The sequence below is a fragment of the Sphaerisporangium sp. NPDC088356 genome (assembly GCF_040685555.1).
Taxonomy (GTDB): domain Bacteria; phylum Actinomycetota; class Actinomycetes; order Streptosporangiales; family Streptosporangiaceae; genus Sphaerisporangium.
This window is the reverse complement of the sequence record NZ_JBFBIK010000057.1, coordinates 1-22359: the sequence shown is the minus strand read 5'-3', so window position 1 is coordinate 22359 and position 22359 is coordinate 1. Positions and strand designations below refer to the sequence as shown.

The following is a 22359-nucleotide window of genomic DNA, read 5'->3' as shown; positions in this document are numbered from 1 at the left end:
CTCCCGGGGAACCCGTTTCATGCCTGCTACCTCGGCTCGCGTGACTCCCGGAGTTCGGCGAGCCGCTCCCGGTAGCGCTCCACACCCGCCAGCTTCACCTGCTCGTACCCCCGGACGAGGTCGGGCAGGCCGGCCATCTCGACCGCCCGCGCGTGCGTGCCGGGGGTCAGCCCGGCGGCGCACTCCTCCACGAGGGCGGTGTACTCGCCGATCAGCCCCCTTTCGACTTTACGGAGGTGCGCGTGGCCGAAGAGGTCCCAGGGGGTCCCGCGCAGGCCGCGCATGGCGTACAGAAGGCGGAAGGCCGGGCGGAACCAGGGGCCGAGGGAGATCTTGCGGCGCAGGCCGATCGCCCTCAGCAACGGCGGGTGCAGGCGCCAGCGCACCTTCGCGCCGGCGCCGAAGCGCTCGTCGATGTCCGCCTGGACCGCCGGGTCCAGGCACAGCCGCGCGACCTCGTACTCGTCCTTGTAGGCCATCAGCTTGTGCAGGTGCCACGCGACGGCCTCGGCCAGGGTGGTCTCCTCGGTCACCGCCGCCTCGGCCTCCCGCACCCGCCCGACCAGCTGGGCGTACCGCTCCGCGTAGCGGGCGTCCTGGTAGGCGATCAGCTCGGGCACGCGCACGGTGACGAGCCGTTCGAGCTCGCTTCCCGGCTCGGCCTTGACCAGGTCGATCAGCGCCTCGGCCTCGCTGCCGGGCGTCACCCGCGTGGCGACCCCCTCAGTGGAAGCCGGGAGGCCGGTGCCCCCGGGGGCGTGGACGACGTGCCTGCCGAGCCGGAAGGCCCGCACGTTGGCCGCCACGGCCACCCCGTTGAGCTCGATCGCGCGCTCCAGCGAAGCGGCCGAGACGGGCAGTGCCCCGGCCTGGTAGGCGGCGCCGAGGAGGATCAGGTTGACGTACTGGTCGTCCCCGAGCAGCCGCCCGGCGAGCTCCTGCGCGTCCAGCACGACGGAGGCCTCTTCCCGGGACGCCGACACCACGCGGGACACCACACCCTCGGCCCTGGGGAACGCCAGGCCCGGATCGGCGACCATGCGGCCGGTCGGGACCTCGGCCGTGGAGAGCACCGCGACCGTCCGCCGCGGCGAGGCCACCGCGAGGTTGGCGGCGTCGGCCGCGACGAGCAGGTCGGCGCCGAGGTACAGGTCGCAGCCGCCATCGGCGATCTTGTTGGACTCCTCGGCCGGCTCGGTGGTGATCTTCACGTCGGAGACGACCGCGCCGCCCTTCTGCGCCAGGCCCGTCTGGTCGAGGCTCCTGACGTGCTTGCCGTCGAGCGTCGCCGCGACCGAGATGATCTGGGCGAGCGTGACCACGCCCGTGCCGCCGACCCCGGTGATCCGCATGGCGAACCGGTCGGCCGGCACCCGCGGCTCCGGCTCCGGCGCCTCCTCCGGCGCCTCCCAGGTGACCACCGGGCTCGCCGAGCGGGTGCTCCCCCCGCGCGCCGCGGCGTCCGCGGCCGGGGTGACGGTGAGGAAGGACGGGCAGTCGCCGTCCAGGCAGGAGTAGTCGACGTTGCAGCTCGCCTGGTGGATGCGGGTCTTGCGGCCGAACTCGGTGTCCACCGGCTGCACCGACAGGCAGTTGGACTTCGCCCCGCAGTCGCCGCAGCCCTCGCACACCCGTTCGTTGACGACCACCCGCGTCGCGGGAGCCACCGCCTGCCCGCGCCGCCGCTTGCGCCGCTTCTCGGCCGCGCACTCCTGGTCGTGCACGAGCACGGTGACCCCGTCCACGGCCGCCAGCGTCTCCTGCGCCCTGACCAGCAGGTCGCGGTGCCACACCTCGGCCCCGGGCGCGAGCCGTACGCCCCGGTAGCGGGACGGGTCCTCGGTCGTGACGATGATCTTCCGTACGCCCTCGGCGGCGAGCAGGCGGGTGATCTCGGGCACGGCCATGCCGCCGACGGCCCGCTGTCCCCCGGTCATGGCCACCGCCGAGTTGTACAGCAGCTTGAAGGTGATGCGGCTGCCCGCGGCCACCGCCGCCCGCACGGCGAGGCTGCCGGAGTGCAGGAAGGTGCCGTCGCCGATGTTCTGCACGAGGTGGTCGCGGTCGAGGAAGGGCTCCATGCCGATCCACTGCGCGCCCTCGCCGCCCATCTGGGTGATCCCGCTGACCTCGCCGGCCTGCGCCTCGTCCATGAAGACGACCATGGTGTGGCAGCCGATGCCGGCGCCGACCAGCGTGCCCTCGGGCACCTTGGTGGAGCGGTTGTGCGGGCACCCCGAGCAGAAGTACGGCGTGCGCGACATGACGGGGAGGAGCTGGATGGACTCCCTGCGCGCACGCGGCGGTGGTTCGACGCCGAGGCGCCGGGCCAGCTTGCGGGCGATCAGGTCGGGCCCCAGCTCGCCGCCCACGGGGAACAGGGCGCGGCCGGCGTCGTCGGACTTCCCGAGGACGGCCGGCCGGTCCGGCATCGCGTACAGCAGTTCCTTGAACTGCTGCTCGACGAACGAGCGCTTCTCCTCGACCACCACGATCTCGCGCAGCCCCGCGGCGAACTCCCTGACCGTGCGGCCGTCGAGGGGCCAGGGCATGCCGAGGCGCAGCAGGCGGACGCCCCGCCGCTCCAGCTCGTCGTCGGCCAGGCCGAGGATCGCGAGCGCCTGCCGCAGGTCGAGGTAGGTCTTCCCCGCGGCCACCAGCCCGATCGTGTCGCCCGGCCGCCCTACCGTGACGCGGTTGAGCAGGTTCACGTGGCCGTAGGCGCGGGCGATCTCCAGCCGGGCGTGGTGCGCGGAGCGTTCCAGCTCCAGCGGGACCGGGTTGAGCATGCGGGCGGTCGGCACGTGGCGGTACGGCCGGCCGTCGAGCTCCACGTCGGGCAGCACCGGCAGCGGCCTGGCGGAGGGAAGCTCCACGGTCGCCGACCCGTCGGCCACGTTGGTCACGATCTTCATGGCGGCCCACAGGCCGCTGTGCCGGGACAGGGCGAACCCGTGCAGGCCGAGGTCGAGGATGTCGGCGGGGTCCGCCGGGTAGAGGATCGGCAGCAGCAGGTCGGCCAGCGCCGCCTCGGAGGCGGAGGCCACGGTCGAGGACTTCGACACCGGGTCGTCACCGACGAGCGCGAGCACCCCGCCGTCGCGATGGGTGCCTACCAGGTTGGCGTGCCTGATGGCGTCGGTCGCGCGGTCGAGGCCGGGGGCCTTGCCGTACCAGATGCCGAAGACGCCGTCGTGGCGGAAGCCCGAGAGGGTCGCGGCGAGCTGCGTGCCTGCGACCGAGGTGGCGGCCAGCTCCTCGTTGAGCCCCGGCCGGTGGATGACGTCGTGCTCGTCCAGCAGCGCGCGGTTGCGCCCCAGCTCCAGGTCGTAGCCGCCCAGCGGGGAGCCCTGGTAGCCGGACACGAACCCGGCCGTGTCCAGCCCCGCCTCCCGGTCGCGCCGCCGCTGGTCGAGCGGGAGCCTCACCAGTGCCTGGATGCCGGTCAGGTGGACACGGCCTTCCTGGCGGCCGTACCGGTCCTCGAGCCGGAAATCCACGTGCGCCTCCTCGAATCTGCTACACCCACCACCATCCTCCTGATCGTCCCGCAGACGAATCGGATGATCGACAGAAACGTACGCGGTTCTTGGAGCCGAAGACCCTTGACAGGCCACAGCGGCCGCAACCGGCTCGGCACCGGCGCCCGTACGGGCACCCGCGTGGCCGGGTGCCCGGTTCGCGGCTTCGGGAGTGCGATCACCTGAAGCCATTGACTCCGCCCGGCCGAGTCGGTATGCCTGGACAACGCCATTTGTTGGGTGAGGGCCCCTCGTGGGAGGCGGTGGCAATGCGCGTGCTCGTGCACGCCTACCCGTGGGACGTGATCGGCGATCCGCTGTTCACCGGACGGGTGCAGGCGCTCGGCTGTGACGGGGTCAACCTCGCCGCGAGCTACCACACGGTCAGGGCGGCGACGCCATGGCATCCCGAGCACGCCTATCTCGACGCGAGACACTCCGCGCTCTACCGGCCGGTCCGCGAGGAGGCCTGGTCGGGCAGGCGCCTGGCACCGGCCACGGCCGGCTGGATGGACGACCCCGACTCCTTCGGCACGGCCACGCGCACCCTCACCGACGCCGGGGTCCCGGTGACGGCCTGGATCGTGCTCACGCACAACTCCCGCCTGGGCGAGGCGCACCCGGATATCAGCGTGGTCAACTGCTTCGGCCAGCCGTATCCCTGGGCGCTGTGCCCCTCGCACGCCGAGGTGCGTGACTACGCCGCCGCGCTGGCCGCCGAGGCCGTACGCGACCTTCCCCTGGACGGGGTGCTCCTTGAGGCCTGCGGGCAGCTCGGGGCCGACCACGGCGGCCACCACGACAAGACGGAGGGCGCCTACGACGCGCGGGCCCGGCGCATGCTGTCGGTCTGCTGCTGCGCGGCCTGCCAGGCGGCCTGGGCCGCGGGCGGCGTCGACCCCGAGCGGGCGGTGCGCGACCTGCGCGCCGCCGTACGCTCCCGCGAGCACGACCTCGACCCGGCCATGGCGGCCACGCTCCTGGCCGTGCGCCACGACGCGGCGGACGAGCTGCGCCACCAGGTCGTCGAGGCGCTGCCGGGGCTGCGGGTCAGCCTGCACGGCAGTCCCGACCCCTGGGCCACCGGCGCCAACCCGGGGCTCACCCCGCACGCGGGCAAGGGGGTCGACACCGTCGTCGTGCAGTGCTGGCCGACCGGGCCGGAGTCCCCCGACCGGGTGCGGCTCGCGCACCGCGTGCTTCCCGAGGAGGTGGCGGTCGGCGCGTACGTGACCGTGCTGCCGCCGGTGCGGCCCGAGGAGACCACGGCGCACGTCCGGCGGCTGGTCGAGGCGGGCGCCGAGGAGATCCACCTCTACCACGCGGGCCTCGCCGGCCCGTCGCGCCACGGCCTGCTGGCCGACGCCACCCGCGCCGCCACGAGCCCCTGATCCCTGCCCTGTTCTGCCCCCGAGGCCCCCGCCCGGGCCGGCCCAGGAGCCGGCATCCCGGTGGCCGGGCCGCTCCGACCTGCCTGCGTAACGCCAGCCGTTCCCGATATCGTGATATATCAGGATATGAGGTGACTAATGAAGCGTCTGACGCCCGAGCAGTTGAGAAGCCACCGGTGGTACGGCACCGAGAGTCTCCGGTCCTTCAGCCACCGCGCGAGGACCCGCCAGCTCGGCCTGTCGGCCGAGGAGCACATGGGCCGCCCCGTCATCGGCATCCTGAACACCTGGAGCGAGCTCAACCCGTGCCACATCCACCTTCGCGAGCGGGCGCAGGACGTCAAGCGCGGAGTGTGGCAGGCGGGCGGGTACCCCGTGGAGCTGCCGGTGATGTCGCTGTCGGAGACCTTCCAAAAGCCGACCACCATGCTCTACCGCAACCTGCTGGCCATGGAGACCGAGGAGGTCCTGCGCTCCTACCCCGTGGACGCCGCGGTGCTCATGGGCGGATGCGACAAGACCACCCCCGCCCTGATCATGGGCGCCATCAGCATGGACCTCCCCGCCATCTTCGTACCGGCGGGCCCGATGATCCCCGGCAACTGGCGCGGCGAGGTCCTTGGCAGCGGCAGCGACATGTGGCGCTACTGGGCCGACAAGCGGGCGGGCCTGGTCGACGACGCCGAGATGAGCGGCGTGGAGGAGGGCATCGCCCGCTCCCCCGGCCACTGCATGACGATGGGCACCGCCTCCACAATGACCTCGGTCGCCGAGGTGCTCGGCATGACGCTCCCCGGCGCCGCCTCCATCCCCGCGGTGGCCTCCGCCCACAACCGGATGGCCGCCGCCACCGGCAGGCGCGCCGTCGAGATCGCGTGGGAGGACCTGCGCCCGTCCCGGATCCTGAACGCCGAAGCCTACGCGGACGCCGTCACGGCCGTGCTGGCCCTCGGCGGGTCCACCAACGCCGTCATCCACCTCGTCGCCATGGCCCGCCGCAGCGGCGTGGAGCTCACGCTCGACCACTTCGACGCGGCCTCCCTGCGCGTTCCCGTGCTCGCCGACCTGCGGCCGAGCGGCACGTACGTCATGGAGGACTTCTACCTGGCGGGCGGGCTGCCCGGGCTGCTGAGCCGGATCGCCGACCTGCTCCACCTCGACCGGCCGACCGTCACCGGCCACAGCCTGGGCGAGGTGCTCGACGGGGCCGGGGTGTTCGACGACAAGGTCATCCGGACGCGCGACAACCCCCTGTCCACCGAGGGCGGCCTCGCCGTCCTGCGCGGCAACCTCGCCCCGGACGGAGCGGTCATCAAGCACGTCGCCGCCGACCCGCGGCTGCTCAAGCACACCGGGCCGGCGGTGGTGTTCGACGGGCACCGCGACCTGATGCGGCGTATCAACGACGAGAGCCTGCCCATCACGGCCGACTCGGTGCTCGTGCTGCGCGGCGCGGGGCCGCGCGGCGGTCCCGGCATGCCCGAGCACGGCATGCTCCCCATACCGGACCGGCTGCTCAAGATGGGGGTCCGCGACATGCTGCGGATCTCCGACGCCCGCATGAGCGGCACCAGCTACGGCGCCTGCGTGCTGCACGTCGCCCCGGAGTCCCACGTCGGCGGGCCGCTCGCGCTCGTACGGGACGGGGACCCGATCACCCTCGACGTCGAGGCGCGGCGCCTGTCCCTCGACGTGCCCGAGGAGGAGCTGGCCCGGCGCCGCGCGGCCTGGCGGCCTCCCGAGACCGTCTTCCGGCGCGGGTACGGCACGCTCTACGACGCCCACATCACGCAGGCGGATGAGGGCTGCGACTTCGACTTCCTCGCCGGCAGCGGAGGCGCCCCCGAGCCCGACACGGAGTGAGACCCCGCGCGGGGGGCGGCCTCACGCGCACAGCTGGGAGCTCAGGGTCTCGTAGGCCCATCGCTCCCAGCGATCGGGCGACCAGCCGCGGTCGCGGACGAAGACCAGATACAGCTCGGGGCTGAGCAGGCCGTACAGCAGGTCGGCCGCGAGCTCCTCCGGCACCCCTTCGCGGGCCCCCGGCTTGGCCACCAGAGCCCTCGCGGCGGTCGCGTGCACGGTGAACCGCGGATCCGTCTGCTCGTCCCAGAGCTCTGCCACGCCGGAGTCGGCGGCCGCGGCGGCGCGCAGCATCTCGGTGATCGGGGCGACCCGCTCCAGCATCTGGCGCGTGCCGCGCAGATGGGACCGCAACTGGCCGGGGGCCGTCTCCGCGTCGAGTGACTCGCGAAACCACGGCCGGTCCATGGTGGCGACCGGCGCGTCGTCGCCGGCGAGGGTCACGTCGACGAGCTCCTTGAGCAGCGCCCGCTTGTTGCCGAAGGTGAAGTAGATCGTCTGCACGGCCACGCCCGCCAGGTCGGCGATGTCCTGGAGCGCCGTGGTGCCGTAACCCTGCCGGACGAACAGCTCGCGCGCGGCGTCGAGCATGCGCGCCCGGGTCTCCTTGGCCTTCTGCGCCCGATTGGCCCCGCTCTTGACCTTACTCATGGCTGTAGTCTATCTCTAGATGTTGACTCTAGAGTTCATCTCTAGCCAATTCGGCGGCCTTTCGGACACCACCGCGACACAACGGGAGCAGACAGATGCGAGACATCGCGAACACCTGGCACGCGGAAGCATGGAACGGCTGGGAAGGCCTCCACTGGGCCGAGAATCCCCGCCGCTACAACTCGATCATGTTCGGCTTCGACGACGCGCTGTTCGACGCCGCCGCGATCGCCGAGCACGACCACGTCCTCGACGTCGGCTGCGGCACCGGCCAGCCCACGCTGCGCGCCGCGCGGCAGGCCCGCGGAGGGCACGCCCTCGGCGTCGACATCTCGGCGCCGATGCTCGAACGCGCCCGCGCTGACGCGGCCGGGCAGGGCGTCGCCAACGTGGCGTTCGAGCAAGGGGACGCCCAGGTCCATCCCTTCCCCGGTGGCGCCTTCGACGTCGCCATCAGCCGCGGCGGCGTCATGTTCTTCGACGACCCCGTGGCCGCGTTCGCCAACATCCGCCACGCCCTGCGGCCAGGTGGCCGCCTGACGTTCATGGGCCCGCGGCCCGGCGGCCAGGACGGCGAGTACGCCCGCGCCACCGCCGCGCTGAGCCCCCTGATGCGCGGACCGTCACCCGCCGCGCGGGGGATGATGTCGATGGTCGACCCCGACCGCATCCACGAGGTGCTCGGCGAGGCCGGTTTCGCCGGCACGAGCGTCACCGGCGTCGAGGCCATGATGGACTACGGTCGCGACGCGGCGGACGCCGCCGACTTCATCCTCTCCACGGGCCCGGTACGCCACAACCTCCGCGACACCGACCCGGCGGTCGTCGAGAGCACCCGTGCGGCGCTGCGAGCAGGGCTGCGGCCGTACGAGACCGCTGAGGGAGTCCGCGTGCGCGGGTCCGTCTGGCTGGTCAAGGCCACTCGCTCTTGAGCCGGGTGCGCCGTCACGATCGGCTCTGGGACGCGACGCCACCATCAAGGAGCCTGCCGGCGCGACCTTGGGCTGATCAGGAGCTGACGCCTTTACATTGTAGATCACGTGGTTGGATCCCCCGCTCTCTCGCCCACGGCGGGGATGGGTGGGCGTCACAGGCAAAGGTGCGCGACGATATACCGGTGTACAACATGTCAGAGGAGCCGGTCCTGCGGCCGGTCGCGAGGTCGACCACGCGCACCGACCTCGTAGCCGACTCGATCCGGGCGGCCATCCTGTCCGGCCGGATCAAACCCGGTGAGACGCTGGTGGAGCGCAGGCTCGCCGAACAGCTGGGCGTGTCCAAGACCCCCGTGCGGGAGGCCCTCATCGGGCTCGCCGCGACCGGGCTGGTCGTGATCAGTCCCAACCGCGGGGTCAGCGTACGGGTGCTGGGCGCCGCCGACCTGCGCAAGGCCCAGGAGCTCCGCCTGCTTCTCGAGCCGTGGGCGGTGGCGGGCTCCACGAGGTCGGCACGCGCGCAGACCGTGCGTGACGCGCGGGAGGCGCTGGAGGAGGCGGGCGAGCTGCTGTCGGGAGACGACCCGACCTCCCTCAGCCTGGCCAACCGCCGCTTCCACCGCGCGCTCTACTCCGGCTGCGACAACGAGCTGGTCACCGCGCAGCTGGACAACCTCCAGGACCTCACCGCCGTCGGGACGGTCACCGTGCTCTGGCGTCACTGGCCGACATGGCGTGAGGAGTTCGCCGAACACCAGGACATCCTCGCCGCCGTGGAGTCGGGCGACGCCCCGCTGGCCGAGCGCCTGACCAGGGCGCACATCAAGCGTTCTGTCACCCACCTGGCGCGCGACCCCGGCCGGAAGTGCTAGCGGACAACTACCCCCGAGCCGGTCAGCGTGCGCCTCCCCCGCCGGGGAGGGTGGACCGGTAGCGGCGGAGGGTCTCCTCGTCCGGAGGGTAGGTGCCGCGCAGCGGGGCGCCGGCCTCCACCTGCGCCTGGATGAAGTCCTCCAGCCTTTCCTGTTCGAGGGCGTCGCGCGCCACCTCCGCCGCGAGGTGGCGGGGCACGCAGACGACGCCCTCCCCGTCCGCCACGATGATGTCGCCGGGGTACACGGGCACCTCGGCGCAGCCGATGGGGACCTGCAGGTCGACGGCGTGGTGGCGCGCGAGGTTGGTGGTCGCGCACACCCCCGCGGCGAAGGCCGGCAGCTCGAGCTCCGCGAAGAACGGCGAGTCGCGGACCGCCCCGTCGGTGACCAGCCCAGCGGCGCCGCGCCGCAGCAGGCGGGTCGCGAGGATGCCGCCGATCGAGGCCGCCCGGGTCTGGCCCCGGCAGTCCATGACGAGCACCTGCCCCGGGCCGACCGACTCGACCGCGAGCCGCTGCGGATGATCGTAGTCCTTGAACACCGACAGCACGTCCAGATCCTCGCGCGCGGGGATGTGGCGCAGCGTGAACGCCTCCGCCACCATCCGCGTGTGCGCCGGGTTGAGCGGGCGCAGCCCGGCCAGGAAGGTGTTGCGGAGCCCACGGGCGAACAGCTGCGTGGTGACCGTCGCCGTCGAGACCCGGCGCAGGGCGCCGAACACCTCCGGCCCGAGCGCGTCCTCGCCCGTGCCGCCGTTCACGTCTTCCCCGCCGTTCACGTCTTCACGCCCGCTCACGTCTTCACGCCCGCTCACGCGGCACCGACCGGGAGGCGCAGGGAGCGGAGGACGGCGGTGACCTCGTCGCGTTCCCCGTCGGGGAGGACGGAGATCGGGGGGCGCACGTCGCGGCGGCACAGGCCGAGCTGGGCCAGCGCCTCCTTGAGCACCGAGACATTGTTGGCGTTGCCCCGCCTGGCACGCAGGTCTTCGATGGGCTTGAGGCGCTGCCACAGCCGCATCGCGCCGCCGGTGTCGCCGGCCTGGAGCAAGCCGTGCAGTTCCAGCGACAGCTCGGGCACGATGGCGACCAGGCCGGAGGTGAACCCGCGCGCGCCGCCCATCCAATAGAACGGCGCCCAGCTCTCGGCGAGCCCGCACACCCAGGTGACCTCGGGGACCTCGACCGTCATCTCGGCGAACCGCACCGGGTCGGGCAACGCGTACTTGACCCCGACCACGTTCGGGCACGCGTCCACCAGGGCCCGCACCGTCCCGGGAGTGATCAGCGGGGACCGGAGATAACACACGACGCCGAGCCCGGGGACGGCCTCGGCCACGGCCCTGTGGTAGTCGACCCAGCCTTCCTCCGACTGGTAGGGATGCACGGGCTGGTGGACCATGACGGCGTGCGCGCCGAGTTTCGCGGCCTCGGTCGCGAGCCGGACGGCCGAGCCGGTGTCGTGCCCGACGCCGGCGATGACGCGCGCCTCGCCGGCCGACTCCAGGGCGAGCGCGACCACGCGGTTCAGCTCGGCGGTGGACAGCGAGTAGAACTCTCCGGTGTTGCCGTTGGGGGTGACCGCCGTGATCCCCGCCGCGACCATGCGCGACACCACGGCGGCGTAGGCCGGCTCGTCGATCCGCCCGAGCCCGTCGAACGGCGTCACCGGTATGGACACCACCGACGAAAGCACCCGCCTCACGTCATCCAGCATCGCGATCTTCCCTTCATGGCGACTCCTGACTCTGGTATATCAGTACATCGTCGTGCTGACCTACTGACATATGTCAAAGATCGTCGCGCAGGTGAAGGAGGTCACCCCCGACTGAGCCGCATAACGTGCGACTGCTGGTGGGCAGGAGTCCCACCCAGCTCAGGTTTTCCCATCCATGCCCGGTATGAAGGCTCAGCGGGCCAGGCGGATGACGTTCCAGGAGACGGGTGGGAGGAGCACCCTGGCCGGGCCTGTCTGGACGTCGGGGTTGGGCCGCGGGGTGACGCGGTCGGGGGCGTCGGCGGTGTTGGCGGCGTAGACGTCGTCGTCGGTGAGCGTGGTGGCCTCGACGACCCGGACCGTCCCGAGCGCGCGGGTGTCCAGGGTCAGCTCCACGGGCCGGTCGGTCGAGCGGTTCACCGCGAAGACGGTGGTGTGCTGGTCGTCCCGCGTCGCGACCGCGTGCAGCACCGGCACCTCGCCGAACTCCGCCGTGTCGTACAGCGGCGAGACCGGCTCCACACGCAGCACGTCGCCGGAGGCGTACCGGGCGGCCTGGGCGAACGGGTGGAAGATCGTCTGCCGCCAGGCACGGCCGCCGGGCTCGGTCATGATCGGCCCGATCACGTTGACGAGCTGCGCCTGGCAGGCGGCGGTGACCCGGTCGCTGTTGCGCAGCAGGGTGATCAGCAGCCCACCCACGGCGACGGCGTCGGCCAGGTGGTAGCGGTCCTCCAGCAGTGGTGGCGCCACCGGCCAGTCCCGGAACGGCTCCCGGGAGGCGAAGCGGCTCTGGTACCAGACGTTCCACTCGTCGAAGGACACGTTGACGCGCTTGGCGGCACGAAGCTTGGCCCGTACGTGGTCGGCCGTGGCGACGACGGAGGCGATGAAGTTCTCCATGTCGGTCGCGCACGCGAGGAAGCTGCCGAGGTCGCCGTCCTTCTCCTCGTAGTAGGCGTGGCAGGAGATGTGGTCGACGTGCTCGTAGGTCTCCGCGAGGACCGTGGCCTCCCAGGATCCGAACGTCGGCATGGAGGAGCCTGAGCTGCCACAGGCGACCAGCTCCAGATCGGGGTCGATCATGCGCATCGCCCGCGCGGTCTCGGCGGCGAGCCTGCCGTACTCGTGGGCGGTCTTGTGGCCGATCTGCCAGGGACCGTCCATCTCGTTGCCGAGGCACCACATGCGGATGCCGTGCGGATCCTTGGCGCCGTTCGCGATGCGCAGGTCGGACAGGCGGGTGCCGGACTCGACGTTGCAGTATTCGAGGACGTCCAGCGCTTCCTGCACCCCGCGCGTGCCGAGGTTGACGGCCATCATCGGCTCGACGCCCGCCTTGCGTGCCCAGCGCGCGAACTCGTCGAGGCCGAACAGGTTGGGCTCGGTGCAGTGCCAGGCCAGGTCGAGCCGCGCCGGGCGGCCGGCGGCCGGGCCGATGCCGTCCTCCCACCGGTAGCCGGAGACGAAGTTGCCACCGGGGTACCTCGCGGTGCTCGCCCCGAGCTCGCGGGTGAGTTCCAGGACGTCGCGGCGGAAGCCGTCCTCGTCCGCGGTGGGGTGGCCCGGCTCGTAGATCCCGGTGTAGACGCAGCGGCCGAGGTGCTCGACGAACGTGCCGAACGTGCGGCGCCGCACCGGGGCGACGCGGAAGGCGGGGTCGATCGTCAGGGACGCCTGGTGCACGGTTCCTGCCCGCCTTCGCGATCTGTAACGCACCGGTTGACCCGACCGATTGTTAGCGTTCCCATCGGGCCGGTCAAGGACTCCCAATGGTAACGATTCGATCTCGTCAACGCTCGCACAGGTCACACCGCAGGCGCCCTACCTCTCGCAACAAGGGTCTTGACAGCGATTGTGTTATCGCAAACACTCGGGAAACCTCACCGAAACAATGAGGGTGCCGCCCGCGACCACGACCCGGCCCGCAGGCGATACCGGGCGCCCCTGACCGGCGCCCGTGGATCACCTTGAGCGGGCGGGCCGCGCCCGGCTCCGCCGTCGCCTCTTCGTCCATATTGTCAGCGATAACGGACACCACCGCAGGCCGGTCCGCGCACCGCTCACGGCATCGACCGGCACCCAGACGATCTCGTGATCGGAGGAGACGATGGCCGGCGTACCCCCGCGAGCCGTTCCGGGTGGCGGTCCCCCGCGAGCCGTTCCGGATGGCGGTCCCCCGCGCCCGACCCGGCGGGCCGTGCTCGGCACGGCGCTCGCCCTGGGCGCGGTCCCTCTGACAGGATGCGGCGCGGCGAGCGCCACCACCAGGGTCCGCTACTGGAACCTGTTCGGCGGCGGCGACGGCGCGCTGATGCTCGAGATGCAGGACGAGTTCAGAGCCCGGAACCCCGGCATCTCCCTGGAAGCGGTCACCCTGGCCTGGGGCGCTCCGTACTACACCAAACTCGCCATGGCGGCGGCCGGCGGACGCGCCCCGGACGTCGCGATCCTCCACCTCTCCCGGCTCGCGGGATACGCCCCCGGCCACCTGCTCGACCCGTTCGACGAGCGGCTGCTCGCCGAGTTCGGCGTCACCCCTGGGCAGCTGCCGTCCGGGCTGGTCGAGCGGGCCACGGTCGGCGGCAGGCTGTACGCGCTGCCGCTCGACACCCACCCGTTCGTCACGTACTACAACACCGACGTGGCGCGGAAGGCCGGGCTGCTCGGAGCCGACGGCAAGCTCGCGCCGATGACCGGGCCCGACCAGGTCATCGAGGCGCTCACCAGGGCCAAGAAGGTCACCGGAGCGTACGGGCTGGCGCTCGACAACCTCGACGTGATGCCGTGGCGGCTGTTCTGGGCGCTCTACCGCCAGCAGGACGGCGACATCGCGCTCCCGCCCGGCGGCGCGGCCGGCATCGACGACGCCAAGGCACTCAAGGCCCTGACCTTCATGGGCCGCCTGACCGCCGAGGGCCTGGCCACGAAGGACACCGACTACGCCGGCGCGGTCGCCACGTTCGCGGGCGGCAAGGCGGGGTTCCACTGGAACGGCGGCTGGGAGACGACCACGTTCACCACCGCCGGGATGCCGTACAACATGACCAGGCTGCCCGCCATCTTCGGCGACGCCCGCACCTCGGGGGACTCCCACTCCTTCGTCCTGCCGCACCAGCGGGCTCGCGACCCCATCACGACGCGGGCCACCTACCGGTTCATCACCGAGCTGCTGAAGTCCAGCGTCACCTGGGGGCGGGCGGGGCACGTGCCCGCGTACCAGCCGGTCGTGACCGCCCCCGAGTACCTGGCCCTGAAGCCGCAGTCGGAGTACCGCGACGTCACTCCGGACGTGCAGCTCGACCCGCCCGCGTGGTTCAGCGGGTCCGGGTCCGACTTCGAGACCCAGGCCGCCTCCGCCTTCCAGTCGGTGCTCGCCGGCTCGCGCACCCCCGAGCAGGGTCTCGCGCTGTTCAAGTCGGCCGTCGACAAGCTGCTCTCCACTCCGAGTCCCGTATGAGGAGGCCCTGATGGCGACCATCACCACGCGGGCGACGGCGGCGGTCCCCGTAACCGGGACGAGGCCGCCGCTGTGGCGCCGCATCCCCATCGGCCTGCTGTTCGTCCTGCCGTTCCTGCTGTTCTACGCCGCGTTCCTCATCTGGCCCACCCTGTCGGCGTTCGGGCTCAGCTTCTTCAACGAGAGCCTCACCGGCACGCGCGGCGAGCCGGCCGGGCTGCGCAACTGGACCGAGATGCTCGGCGACTCCGCGATGTGGAGCGCGCTGGGCAACACCCTGTACTTCACCCTGCTCAGCACGCCTCCCCTGGTGCTGGTCGGGCTCGTCATGGCCCTGCTCACCAACCGGGTCATGCCGCTGCGCTGGCTGTGGCGGCTGTCGTTCTTCATGCCGTTCCTGCTGCCCGCCAGCGTGATGGCACTGATCTGGATCTGGATCTACCAGCCCGGCTTCGGCCTGCTCAACGCCGGGCTCACCGCGATCGGGCTCCCCGAGGCCGGATGGCTCAGCGACCCCTCGCTGGCCATGGTCTCGGTGGTCATCGCGACGCTGTGGTGGACGGCGGGGTTCAACTTCCTGCTCTACCTGGCCGCGCTCCAGCAGATCCCGGAACACCTGTACGAGGCGGCGTCGATCGACGGTGCGGGCTGGTGGCATCGGCTGTGGTCGATCACCCTCCCGCTGCTCAAGCGCACGACCGGCCTGGTCATCGTGCTCCAGCTCCTCGCCAGCCTGCGGATCTTCGACCAGGTCTACCTCATCTACAACGGCTCGGGCGGGCCCGGCTTCTCGGCGCGGCCCGTCCTCGAGTACGTCTACGACACCGCGTTCACGAGCTTCCGGTTCGGCTACGCCTCGGCCATCTCGTCGTTCTTCTTCGTGCTGATCGTCGTGGTGTCGGTCACCCAGCTCAAGCTGTTCCCGTCGCGCCGGGAGGACGAGCGATGACCGCCGTACCGACACCGAACAGGGCGCCTCAGGCGACGGCGCGAGCGTGGAACATCGCCGGGCTGGCCGTCACGGCCGTCATCGCGGCCCTGTGGCTGACCCCGCTGCTGTGGGCGGTGGACACCGCGCTCAAGCCCGAGAGCGAGACGACGAGAATCCCCGTCACCTGGTGGGCGGACGACTTCACCTTCGAGGCGTTCCGCAAGGTCTTCACCGAGAGCGATCTGGTCCGGTGGTTCCTCAACAGCACCGTGGTCGCCGCAGGCGTGACCGTGCTGGTGCTCCTCACCGCGAGCATGGCCGCGTACGGCTTCTCGCGGACGAACTTCCGCGGCAGGAGGGCGCTGCTCGCGGTCGTCGTCGCGGGCATCATGGTGCCGCCCCAGGTGCTGGTCGTGCCGCTGTTCCGGGAGATGCTCGGCCTCGGCCTGGTCGACACCTACTGGGCGATGATCCTGCCCCAGGTGGCCGCGCCCGCGATGGTATTCATCCTCAAGAAGTTCTTCGACGGGCTGCCGCGCGAGCTGGAGGAGGCGGCGCGGGTCGACGGGGCGTCGCCATGGCGGCTCTACTGGCAGGTGGTGCTGCCGCTGTCCCGGCCGGTGCTGGCCGCCGTCGGCATCTTCACGTTCATACTCACCTGGAACAACTTCTTCTGGCCGTTCCTGGCGGTCTCCGACCCTGACCTGATGACGATCCCGGTGGGGCTCGCGACGATCCAGAGCTCGTACGGCCTGCGGTACGCGCAGATCATGGCGTCGGCCGTGCTCGGCGGCCTGCCGCTGCTGGTGGCGTACGTCTTCTTCCAGCGCGACATCATCCGCAGCGTCGCCCACACCGGTCTGAGCGGTACGTGATCGGCTCGCCTCGGAAAGAAGTACAACTCGGTTTGAACCGGCTCACAGAGTGCCGCGTACCTCCGTCCGTACGCACATGCAGACGACATAGGAGGCCTGATGCGGCCACGCATCGTCACGCTCTGCGCTGCGGCACTCGTCCTGGGCATTTCCACCGGCACGATCCCGGCGCACGCTGAGTCCACGCAGTCCAAGGAGTCCACCAAGACCACCACTCACACCAACACGCGGTTCGCCGAGCTCCCCCTGATCTCGGACGTGGCGGGCAAGGCGGACGTCACCGACCCCAAGCTGGTCAACCCCTGGGGTCTCGCCATGGGCAAGACGCTGTGGGTCTCCAACGCGGGCACCGGCTCGGCGACCGTGTACTCGGGCGGGGCGAGCCAGCTCACCAAGGAGAAGACCGAGGTCGCCATCCCCGGCGGCACGCCGACCGGCCAGGTCTTCAACGGTGAGGAAGGCTTCGAGATCTCCAGCAAGGGCGTGTCGGGCCCGGCGACGTTCATCTTCGCCAGCCCCAGCGGCGCCATCACCGGCTGGAACGCCGAGGTCAACCCGGGCAGCGCCATCATCGCGGCGTTCACCCGCAAGGCCGACTACAAGGGTCTCGCGATGATGCGCACCAACCGCGGGTCCTTCCTCCTCGCGGCCGACTTCGCCCACAACCGGATCCACGTCTTCGACGACGACTTCAGCCGCGTACGGCTGTCGCGGTGGGCCTTCGTGGACCGCGGCCTCCCCCGGGGTTACTCCGCCTACAACGTGGAGATCGTCGGAAACGCCGTCTACGTCGCGTACGCCAAGCGGGACCCGGAGACCGGCAAGTCGATCGCGGGCAGGGGTTTCGGCTTCATCAGCCGGTTCAACGCCTCCGGCCGGCTGACCGCCCGCGTCGCCGCCCGTGGCGCGCTCAACGCCCCCTGGGCGATGATCGCCGCACCGAAGGGCTTCGGCCAGTACGCCGGGGCGCTCCTCGTCGGCAACTTCGGCGACGGCTGGATCAACGCCTACAACCCGAGGAACGGCCGCTACCTCGGCCCGCTGCGCAAGGCCGACGGCAAGGCCATCGCGATCGAGGGCCTGTGGGACCTGGAGCAGGGAACCGCCGCCAGCGGTGGCGAGAACGCCCTGTGGTTCTCCGCCGGAATCCAGAAGGCCCAGCACGGCCTGGTCGGCCTGATCATGCCCGCGGACGCCGCCGGTACCTCGGCGACACCGTCCTCCTCGCCGAGCGCGTCGGCCAAGCCGACCGCCTCGCCGACTTCCTCCTCCAACTCTTCGTACTAGCGCAAGGGAGGTGGGCGACCACCGAGCCGCTCGGTCAGAGGGCTCCTTCCAACCGAGGATTCATCATCTTTCCTAGAGAACAGCACGACCCGCCCGAATGAGCGGAAGTCGGCTGCGGGGTGGCGCGCCCCGCAGCCGGCTTTCGGTTGTTCGGACATCCCGCCCCCGGGGGGTTGTCCGGCGTCCCCCGGCTTTCGCGTGCCGAGCGGGCCCTCAGCCGATGGTGCAGCTCACGCCGCCGAGGGTGAAGGAGGCCGGCTTGCCGGTGTTACCGGTGTGGGTGGCCTGGAAGCCGAAGTCCGTCGAGGCGCCCGGTGCGATGGTCGCGTTGTAGGCGAGGTTCCTGGCGGTGACCTGGCCGCTGGAAGGTGAGACGGTGGCGTTCCAGGCGGAGGTGACCACCTGCCCGCCGGGAAGCGTGAACGCCAGCGCCCAGTTGCTGATCGGGGAGGTGCCGGTGTTGGCGATCGTGACCGCGGTGGTGAACCCCGTGTTCCAGGTGTTCATCGTGTAGGTGACGCGGCAGGGACCCGACCCCGGAGACGGAGTTGGGGTGGGCGTGGGCGTCGGGGTCGGCGTGGGCGTCGGGGTCGGGGTCGGGGTGGCGGTGGGCCCGCCCGCGAGGCCGAAGAACTGGATGGCCGCCGCGGCCATGCCGCTCGTCGGCAGGCTGTGCCCGACGCCCTGGACGCTGATGGCCTCGACCGGGACGATGGTGCCGGTGCCCCCGTAGCGGGTGCGCGTCCAGCTCGGCTGCGGGTGGTCGGTCAGCGCGGCGGTCTGGCTGAGCCCGTGGACGTTGGTCCACTGCTTGATCTCTTCCTGGAAGTTCGGGTAGCGGAGCGTCGCGTCCTCGGTGCCGTGCCACACCTGCATCCGGGGACGGGCGCCGCTGTAGCCGGGATAGGCCGCGCGTACGAGGTCGCCCCACTGCTGCGGGGTCTTGGTGACGGTGCCGTTGGCACACGCGCTGTTCCAGCTGGAGCCGTCGGTGGTGGCGAAGCACCCGAACGGAACGCCCATGAAGGCCGCGCCGGCCTTGAAGATGTCCGGGTAGTCGCCCAGCAGGACGTTGGTCATCATGCCGCCCGAGGACGCGCCGGTGACGTACACCCGATCGGGATCGCCGTTGTTGTGCTGCTCGACGTACTTCACCATGGACACGATGCCCACGGGGTCGCTGCCGCCGTCGTGTCTCAAGGCCTGCGGCGAGGAGACGTCGAAGCAGCTGCCGCTTCTCGTCGCGGACGGGTAGACGACGATGAACCCGTACCTGTCGGCCAGGGAGGCGAACTCCGTTCCGGAGAAGAAAGCCGGGCCGGAGCCCGTGCAGTAGTGCACGGCGACCACGATGGCCGGTCGTGCCGCGACCGAGTCGGGCACGTACATGTGCATCCTCAGGCCGCTGGGGTTGGTACCGAAGCCGGTGACCTCGGTCAGCGACGCGGGCGACGCCGGGGATGCCGTGGCGAGGCCGGCGACGACGAGCATCGCGGTGGCCGCGACGGCGCCCAGCAGCGTTTTTCTGATCCTCATCAGATGTCCTGTTCTTCCGGCGTGGGTCGCGTCGCGCGCGACCCCTTGAAACATTCCGGAGTATCGACCGGAATGTTTCAGCGGACAAGATGGCCGGTGGGCACCTGCAAAGGACGACCCGGGGACCTGGGAGGCAGCACGACACGGCCGCGAACAGGGTGAAAGTTTCGGCGACGGCCGTCGCTCAAGCAGGGGGCGCGGTGCTCTGCCGGACCACGAGCGTGGTGCTCAGTTCGACGCGGCGCTGGGCGGGTTCCTCCCCGTCGGCGAGCGCCAGGACGAGCTCGGCCGCGGTGGCACCCATCTGGACCAGCGGTTGCCGCACCGTCGTCATCGGCGGGCCGGCCCACCGGGTGAACGGCAGGTCGTCGAAGCCGACGACGCTCAGGTCGTCGGGTATCCGCAGCCCCGCCTGCCTCGCGGCCTCGTAGACGCCGAACGCCTGGAGGTCGTTGGCGGTGAAGACGGCGGTCGGCCGGTGCGGCAGGCGCAGCAGCTCGGCCCCGTCGCGCAGCCCGCCCTCGACATAGAGGGTGCTGACGCGCACGAGGCCGGGATCGACCGGCACGCCCGCCGCGTCCATGGCCGCCCGGTAACCGTCGAGCCTGGCACGGCAGCAGGGCCACTGGGGCGGCCCGCTGAGCATGGCGATGCGCCGATGGCCGAGGTCGAGCAGGTGCCGGGTGGCCGCCATGCCGCCGCTCCAGTTCGTGGCGCCCACCGACGGGGTCTCGTGCAGCGGCTCCCCGGTCGGGTCGAGCACGACCAGTGGGATCGACCGGGTGGCGAGCTGCGACTGCTGCTGAACGGTGAGCTCGGAGAAGACCGCGATCACCCCGGTCGGCCGCCGGGCGAGCACCTGCTCCGTCCAGGCCTTCCCGGGGGTGAGCCTGCCCTGCATCTCGGTGAGCACGACGACGAGACCGCGGTCGCGGGCGACCTGCTCGACTCCCCTGATGATCTCAAGCGCCCAGAGGCTTTCGAGCGCGTGGAAGACCAGCTCGATAATCGGGAACGACGAGCTGCTCTCGCGCCGGCGGTATCCGTGCTCGCGCAGCACGGCCTCCACGCGCTGCCGGGTGCTGAGGGCGACGCCCGAGTGACCGTTGATCACCCGGGACACGGTCGGCGCGGACACCCCGGCCAGACTGGCGATCTTCGCGACGGTCAGCTCATGCCGCTGCGCTCCCTCTGCGCCAAGGCCGGAACCCGTCACGGTCATCGGCTCAGCTTACCCGCCCGCCTTTCACGCGGGCCAGATCAACGGACTCGCCGGGCTACCGGATCGTGCCGAACGCCAGGCCCGCGGCGAGGGCGATCACCAGTGAGAGCACGACCAGGACCATGACCGAGGTCAGCGGGCTGCGGCGGCGGGACGGCTGGAGCGCCGCGCGAAGCGCGTGGATGCGAGGAGCCGGTGTGACCGCCGGCGGCGTCGGGACGCGCTCCGCCGGAGGCCGCGCGGGCCGGGACGTGGCGGGCGTCCGCGGCTGAGGCAGGGCGGGCACGGCGGGGCGGATCGACGGCGCGGGCGCCGGGGTCCGGGACCGGGCCGGCGTCGGGGCGGGGGCGCGTGTCGGGGTCGCGGTGGGGGTGGGCGTGGACGGCGAGGTGGGGGGCGGCGTCGGCGCGGGGGGCGGGGTCGGCACGGGGGCAGGGGCAGGGGGTGGCGCGGGAGCAGGCGGTGCCGCCGGGGCCTGGCAGATCGGAGGGTATCCCCCGATGCTGATGCCGACCCGCAGGCTCACCACCACGTCGACGTCGAGACAGAGGGTCACGTCGGCCGCGACAAGATTTCCCACCGAAGCTGAGGCGGGGGGGTTTCCGGCGAGGACTGCCAGTGACAGGCTCGCGGCGGGCACCGCCAGGAGCGCCGCCGTGCGAGGAGCGGCCACGTCACCCGCTCCACGGGATCCGGTCGAACTCCGTGAGCGCGGCGCTGAACGCGTCGGGGCCGACCGACAGCCCGCTGGCGAACACGTGGGAGATCTGCCAGGTCAGGAACACCCCGACCCCGAGCAGCGCCGCCATCACCACCAGCGGCACGAGCGTCTTGCCCCGGGGCCGGGCACCGGCCAGGAACGGGAACACGATGACGATGAGACCCGTGAGGATCGTCAGCGGCAGCACGCCCCCCGGAGGCGTGGCCCGCGCGTCGGCCGCTCGCTGGCGGCGGGCCGCCGACAGATCTCTCACCTCGTCGAGAACGTCGGCCTTGGCGGCCTTCGCGTCGTCGTCCTTGACGATCAGGCCCGCCGCCTGAGTGCGCAGTGTCGCGAGGCGCGACGCGCCCTCCACGCTGAGCGTGCCGGAGGCCATGAGCGGCCACTCCTTGTTGAGCACGAACCCGACGTAGTCGCGCACCTGCCGCTGCAGCTGGGAACCGCCCGGAGCGGGAAGCCGGGCCGCGGACCAGTAGGTCTCCACGGCCGCCTGGCTCTCGGCGTAGGTGTTCTGGCGGGCGGCGTCGGCCGTCGTCCACGGCACGACGATCGCGATGGCGAACACCAGCAAAAACAACGACGAGAGCATCGATCCGGCGTGGCTCGCGGACGGGCCGTCCGGGACGAGGTCGTCGGTGCCGTTGCCGAGCCTGCGGAAAAGAAAGGCGGCGGTCGCCACCACGCCGACCGCCGCGGCCACTGCGAGTACGCAGACCAGCATGACCATCTCCATAGCTTCGTATCAGGCGGGGGTGCCCCGCCTTGCCGATCGCATGCCGTCACATAGCTATCACATTACGTAACGACCATGGTGGCCGTTCGGGGAGATGTGGGTGGGGTTTTCCCCCGGGGAGGTGGGCGTCCGGGTCGCTTTCGGCGTCGCGGACCGGCTCTCGGTGCGGCGCGAGCCGTAGCCCCCTGCGCTCCTCCTCGCCCCGCCTCCTGAGCCCGCGTGCCTCCGGCTCGCCCCGGTGGCCAGGACTTTTGGTAAATACCTCTGACTTAGAGGTATTCTCCAGGAGTGTCATATACACAAGGCGATTTAGCGGACGAATCGGGCACGTTCGAGGTGCTCGCGGAGGAGTTGCTGGCCGCCGTGGTCACGTTGCGGCGGGCGTCGCGCCGGGCCGCCGGGCGAGGGCCGGTGTTCGCGTCCCTCACCGGCGCCCAGGCCGATCTCGTACGCCTGCTGTACCGGCGGCCCGGCCTCGGCGTCGCCGCCGCGGCGGCGGAGCTCGGCATGGCGCCGAACTCGGTGAGCACCCTGGTGGGCCAGCTCACCACCGCGGGACTGGTGCGGCGCACCCGGTCCGACGGCGATCGGCGGGCGGCCAGCCTGGAGCTGACCGACGCCTCCCGGCAGCGCATGAGCGAG

At 71.6% G+C, this 22359-nt stretch carries 18 protein-coding genes; 9 read left to right on the top strand and 9 right to left on the bottom strand.

The genetic code is table 11. The features are described from left to right. Positions 1-26 precede the first annotated feature (26 nt). Entirely contained in the window at positions 27-3500 is a 3474-nt protein-coding gene (locus AB0O34_RS21350) for an indolepyruvate ferredoxin oxidoreductase family protein (protein ID WP_363917805.1), read from the bottom strand. Positions 3501-3790: 290 nt separating this feature from the next. On the opposite strand from AB0O34_RS21350, the gene AB0O34_RS21345 reads away from it, so the two are divergent. Together AB0O34_RS21345 and araD are read left to right on the top strand one after the other, a co-directional pair. Further along, a complete protein-coding gene (locus AB0O34_RS21345) occupies positions 3791-4912 on the top strand; it encodes a hypothetical protein (RefSeq protein WP_363917803.1) in 1122 nt (373 codons plus the stop codon). Between the two features lie 138 nt (positions 4913-5050). Continuing rightward, the gene (araD, locus tag AB0O34_RS21340) at positions 5051-6775 is read left to right on the top strand and encodes an L-arabinonate dehydratase (RefSeq protein ID WP_363917801.1); all 1725 of its coding nucleotides are present in this window, start codon (positions 5051-5053) and stop codon (positions 6773-6775) included. A gap of 21 nt (positions 6776-6796) precedes the next feature. Here the strand turns inward: araD and AB0O34_RS21335 are convergent, their stop codons facing one another. After that, positions 6797-7426 carry a helix-turn-helix domain-containing protein gene (locus AB0O34_RS21335; RefSeq protein ID WP_363917799.1) on the bottom strand — a complete coding sequence of 210 codons (630 nt, stop codon included), beginning with the start codon at positions 7424-7426 and terminating at the stop codon, positions 6797-6799. A gap of 95 nt (positions 7427-7521) precedes the next feature. On the opposite strand from AB0O34_RS21335, the gene AB0O34_RS21330 reads away from it, so the two are divergent. Beyond that, entirely contained in the window at positions 7522-8358 is an 837-nt protein-coding gene (locus tag AB0O34_RS21330) for a methyltransferase domain-containing protein (protein WP_363917797.1), read from the top strand. Between the two features lie 194 nt (positions 8359-8552). Then, positions 8553-9233: a GntR family transcriptional regulator gene (locus AB0O34_RS21325; protein WP_363917855.1), complete on the top strand. Its 681-nt coding sequence runs from the start codon at positions 8553-8555 to the stop codon at positions 9231-9233. A gap of 22 nt (positions 9234-9255) precedes the next feature. On the opposite strand, the gene AB0O34_RS21320 is transcribed toward AB0O34_RS21325, so the two are convergent. The 3 genes from AB0O34_RS21320 to AB0O34_RS21310 all read right to left on the bottom strand — a co-directional run bounded on the left by AB0O34_RS21320 (position 9256) and on the right by AB0O34_RS21310 (position 12638). Beyond that, positions 9256-10032, bottom strand: coding sequence for a ribonuclease activity regulator RraA (locus AB0O34_RS21320; RefSeq protein ID WP_363917795.1), 777 nt, complete (start codon positions 10030-10032; stop codon positions 9256-9258). A gap of 14 nt (positions 10033-10046) precedes the next feature. Continuing rightward, positions 10047-10952, bottom strand: a complete 906-nt coding sequence (locus AB0O34_RS21315) for a dihydrodipicolinate synthase family protein (RefSeq protein ID WP_363917793.1) — start codon at positions 10950-10952, stop codon at positions 10047-10049. 192 nt (positions 10953-11144) lie between these two features. Further along, a complete protein-coding gene (locus AB0O34_RS21310; RefSeq protein ID WP_363917791.1) occupies positions 11145-12638 on the bottom strand; it encodes an alpha-N-arabinofuranosidase in 1494 nt (497 codons plus the stop codon). A 424-nt stretch (positions 12639-13062) separates the two neighbouring features. Between AB0O34_RS21310 and AB0O34_RS21305 the strand changes: the two genes are divergently transcribed. The 4 genes from AB0O34_RS21305 to AB0O34_RS21290 all read left to right on the top strand — a co-directional run bounded on the left by AB0O34_RS21305 (position 13063) and on the right by AB0O34_RS21290 (position 17505). After that, positions 13063-14412, top strand: a complete 1350-nt coding sequence (locus tag AB0O34_RS21305) for an extracellular solute-binding protein (protein WP_363917789.1) — start codon at positions 13063-13065, stop codon at positions 14410-14412. 10 nt (positions 14413-14422) lie between these two features. Beyond that, on the top strand, positions 14423-15361 hold the full coding sequence (locus tag AB0O34_RS21300) for a sugar ABC transporter permease (RefSeq protein WP_363917787.1): 939 nt from the start codon (positions 14423-14425) through the stop codon (positions 15359-15361). Next, a complete protein-coding gene (locus AB0O34_RS21295) occupies positions 15358-16218 on the top strand; it encodes a carbohydrate ABC transporter permease (protein WP_363917785.1) in 861 nt (286 codons plus the stop codon). Before AB0O34_RS21300 ends, AB0O34_RS21295 begins: the two co-directional genes overlap by 4 nt. A 99-nt stretch (positions 16219-16317) precedes the next feature. After that, a complete protein-coding gene (locus AB0O34_RS21290) occupies positions 16318-17505 on the top strand; it encodes a TIGR03118 family protein (RefSeq protein ID WP_363917783.1) in 1188 nt (395 codons plus the stop codon). Positions 17506-17718: 213 nt separating this feature from the next. Here the strand turns inward: AB0O34_RS21290 and AB0O34_RS21285 are convergent, their stop codons facing one another. The 4 genes from AB0O34_RS21285 to AB0O34_RS21270 all read right to left on the bottom strand — a co-directional run bounded on the left by AB0O34_RS21285 (position 17719) and on the right by AB0O34_RS21270 (position 21705). Beyond that, on the bottom strand, positions 17719-19041 hold the full coding sequence (locus AB0O34_RS21285) for a PHB depolymerase family esterase (RefSeq protein ID WP_363917781.1): 1323 nt from the start codon (positions 19039-19041) through the stop codon (positions 17719-17721). A gap of 184 nt (positions 19042-19225) precedes the next feature. Further along, the gene (locus tag AB0O34_RS21280; protein WP_363917779.1) at positions 19226-20263 is read right to left on the bottom strand and encodes a LacI family DNA-binding transcriptional regulator; all 1038 of its coding nucleotides are present in this window, start codon (positions 20261-20263) and stop codon (positions 19226-19228) included. Positions 20264-20318: 55 nt separating this feature from the next. Further along, positions 20319-20936, bottom strand: a complete 618-nt coding sequence (locus AB0O34_RS21275) for a hypothetical protein (protein WP_363917777.1) — start codon at positions 20934-20936, stop codon at positions 20319-20321. 1 nt (position 20937) lies between these two features. Beyond that, on the bottom strand, positions 20938-21705 hold the full coding sequence (locus AB0O34_RS21270) for a hypothetical protein (protein WP_363917775.1): 768 nt from the start codon (positions 21703-21705) through the stop codon (positions 20938-20940). 300 nt (positions 21706-22005) lie between these two features. Here AB0O34_RS21270 and AB0O34_RS21265 point away from each other — a divergent pair. Then, positions 22006-22359 (top strand): MarR family transcriptional regulator (locus AB0O34_RS21265; RefSeq protein WP_363917773.1); only part of this gene is annotated, 354 nt, incomplete at its 3' end.

Bases quoted from the DNA above. Each gene is read 5' to 3' on its own strand.
- AB0O34_RS21345 (WP_363917803.1), top strand. From the start codon at position 3,791: ATGCGCGTGCTCGTGCACGCCTACCCGTGGGACGTGATCGGCGATCCG.
- araD (WP_363917801.1), top strand. From the start codon at position 5,051: ATGAAGCGTCTGACGCCCGAGCAGTTGAGAAGCCACCGGTGGTACGGC.
- AB0O34_RS21335 (WP_363917799.1), bottom strand. From the start codon at position 7,426: ATGAGTAAGGTCAAGAGCGGGGCCAATCGGGCGCAGAAGGCCAAGGAG.
- AB0O34_RS21330 (WP_363917797.1), top strand. From the start codon at position 7,522: ATGCGAGACATCGCGAACACCTGGCACGCGGAAGCATGGAACGGCTGG.
- AB0O34_RS21325 (WP_363917855.1), top strand. From the start codon at position 8,553: ATGTCAGAGGAGCCGGTCCTGCGGCCGGTCGCGAGGTCGACCACGCGC.
- AB0O34_RS21315 (WP_363917793.1), bottom strand. From the start codon at position 10,952: ATGCTGGATGACGTGAGGCGGGTGCTTTCGTCGGTGGTGTCCATACCG.
- AB0O34_RS21305 (WP_363917789.1), top strand. From the start codon at position 13,063: ATGGCCGGCGTACCCCCGCGAGCCGTTCCGGGTGGCGGTCCCCCGCGA.
- AB0O34_RS21300 (WP_363917787.1), top strand. From the start codon at position 14,423: ATGGCGACCATCACCACGCGGGCGACGGCGGCGGTCCCCGTAACCGGG.
- AB0O34_RS21295 (WP_363917785.1), top strand. From the start codon at position 15,358: ATGACCGCCGTACCGACACCGAACAGGGCGCCTCAGGCGACGGCGCGA.
- AB0O34_RS21290 (WP_363917783.1), top strand. From the start codon at position 16,318: ATGCGGCCACGCATCGTCACGCTCTGCGCTGCGGCACTCGTCCTGGGC.
- AB0O34_RS21285 (WP_363917781.1), bottom strand. From the start codon at position 19,041: ATGAGGATCAGAAAAACGCTGCTGGGCGCCGTCGCGGCCACCGCGATG.
- AB0O34_RS21280 (WP_363917779.1), bottom strand. From the start codon at position 20,263: ATGACCGTGACGGGTTCCGGCCTTGGCGCAGAGGGAGCGCAGCGGCAT.
- AB0O34_RS21270 (WP_363917775.1), bottom strand. From the start codon at position 21,705: ATGCTGGTCTGCGTACTCGCAGTGGCCGCGGCGGTCGGCGTGGTGGCG.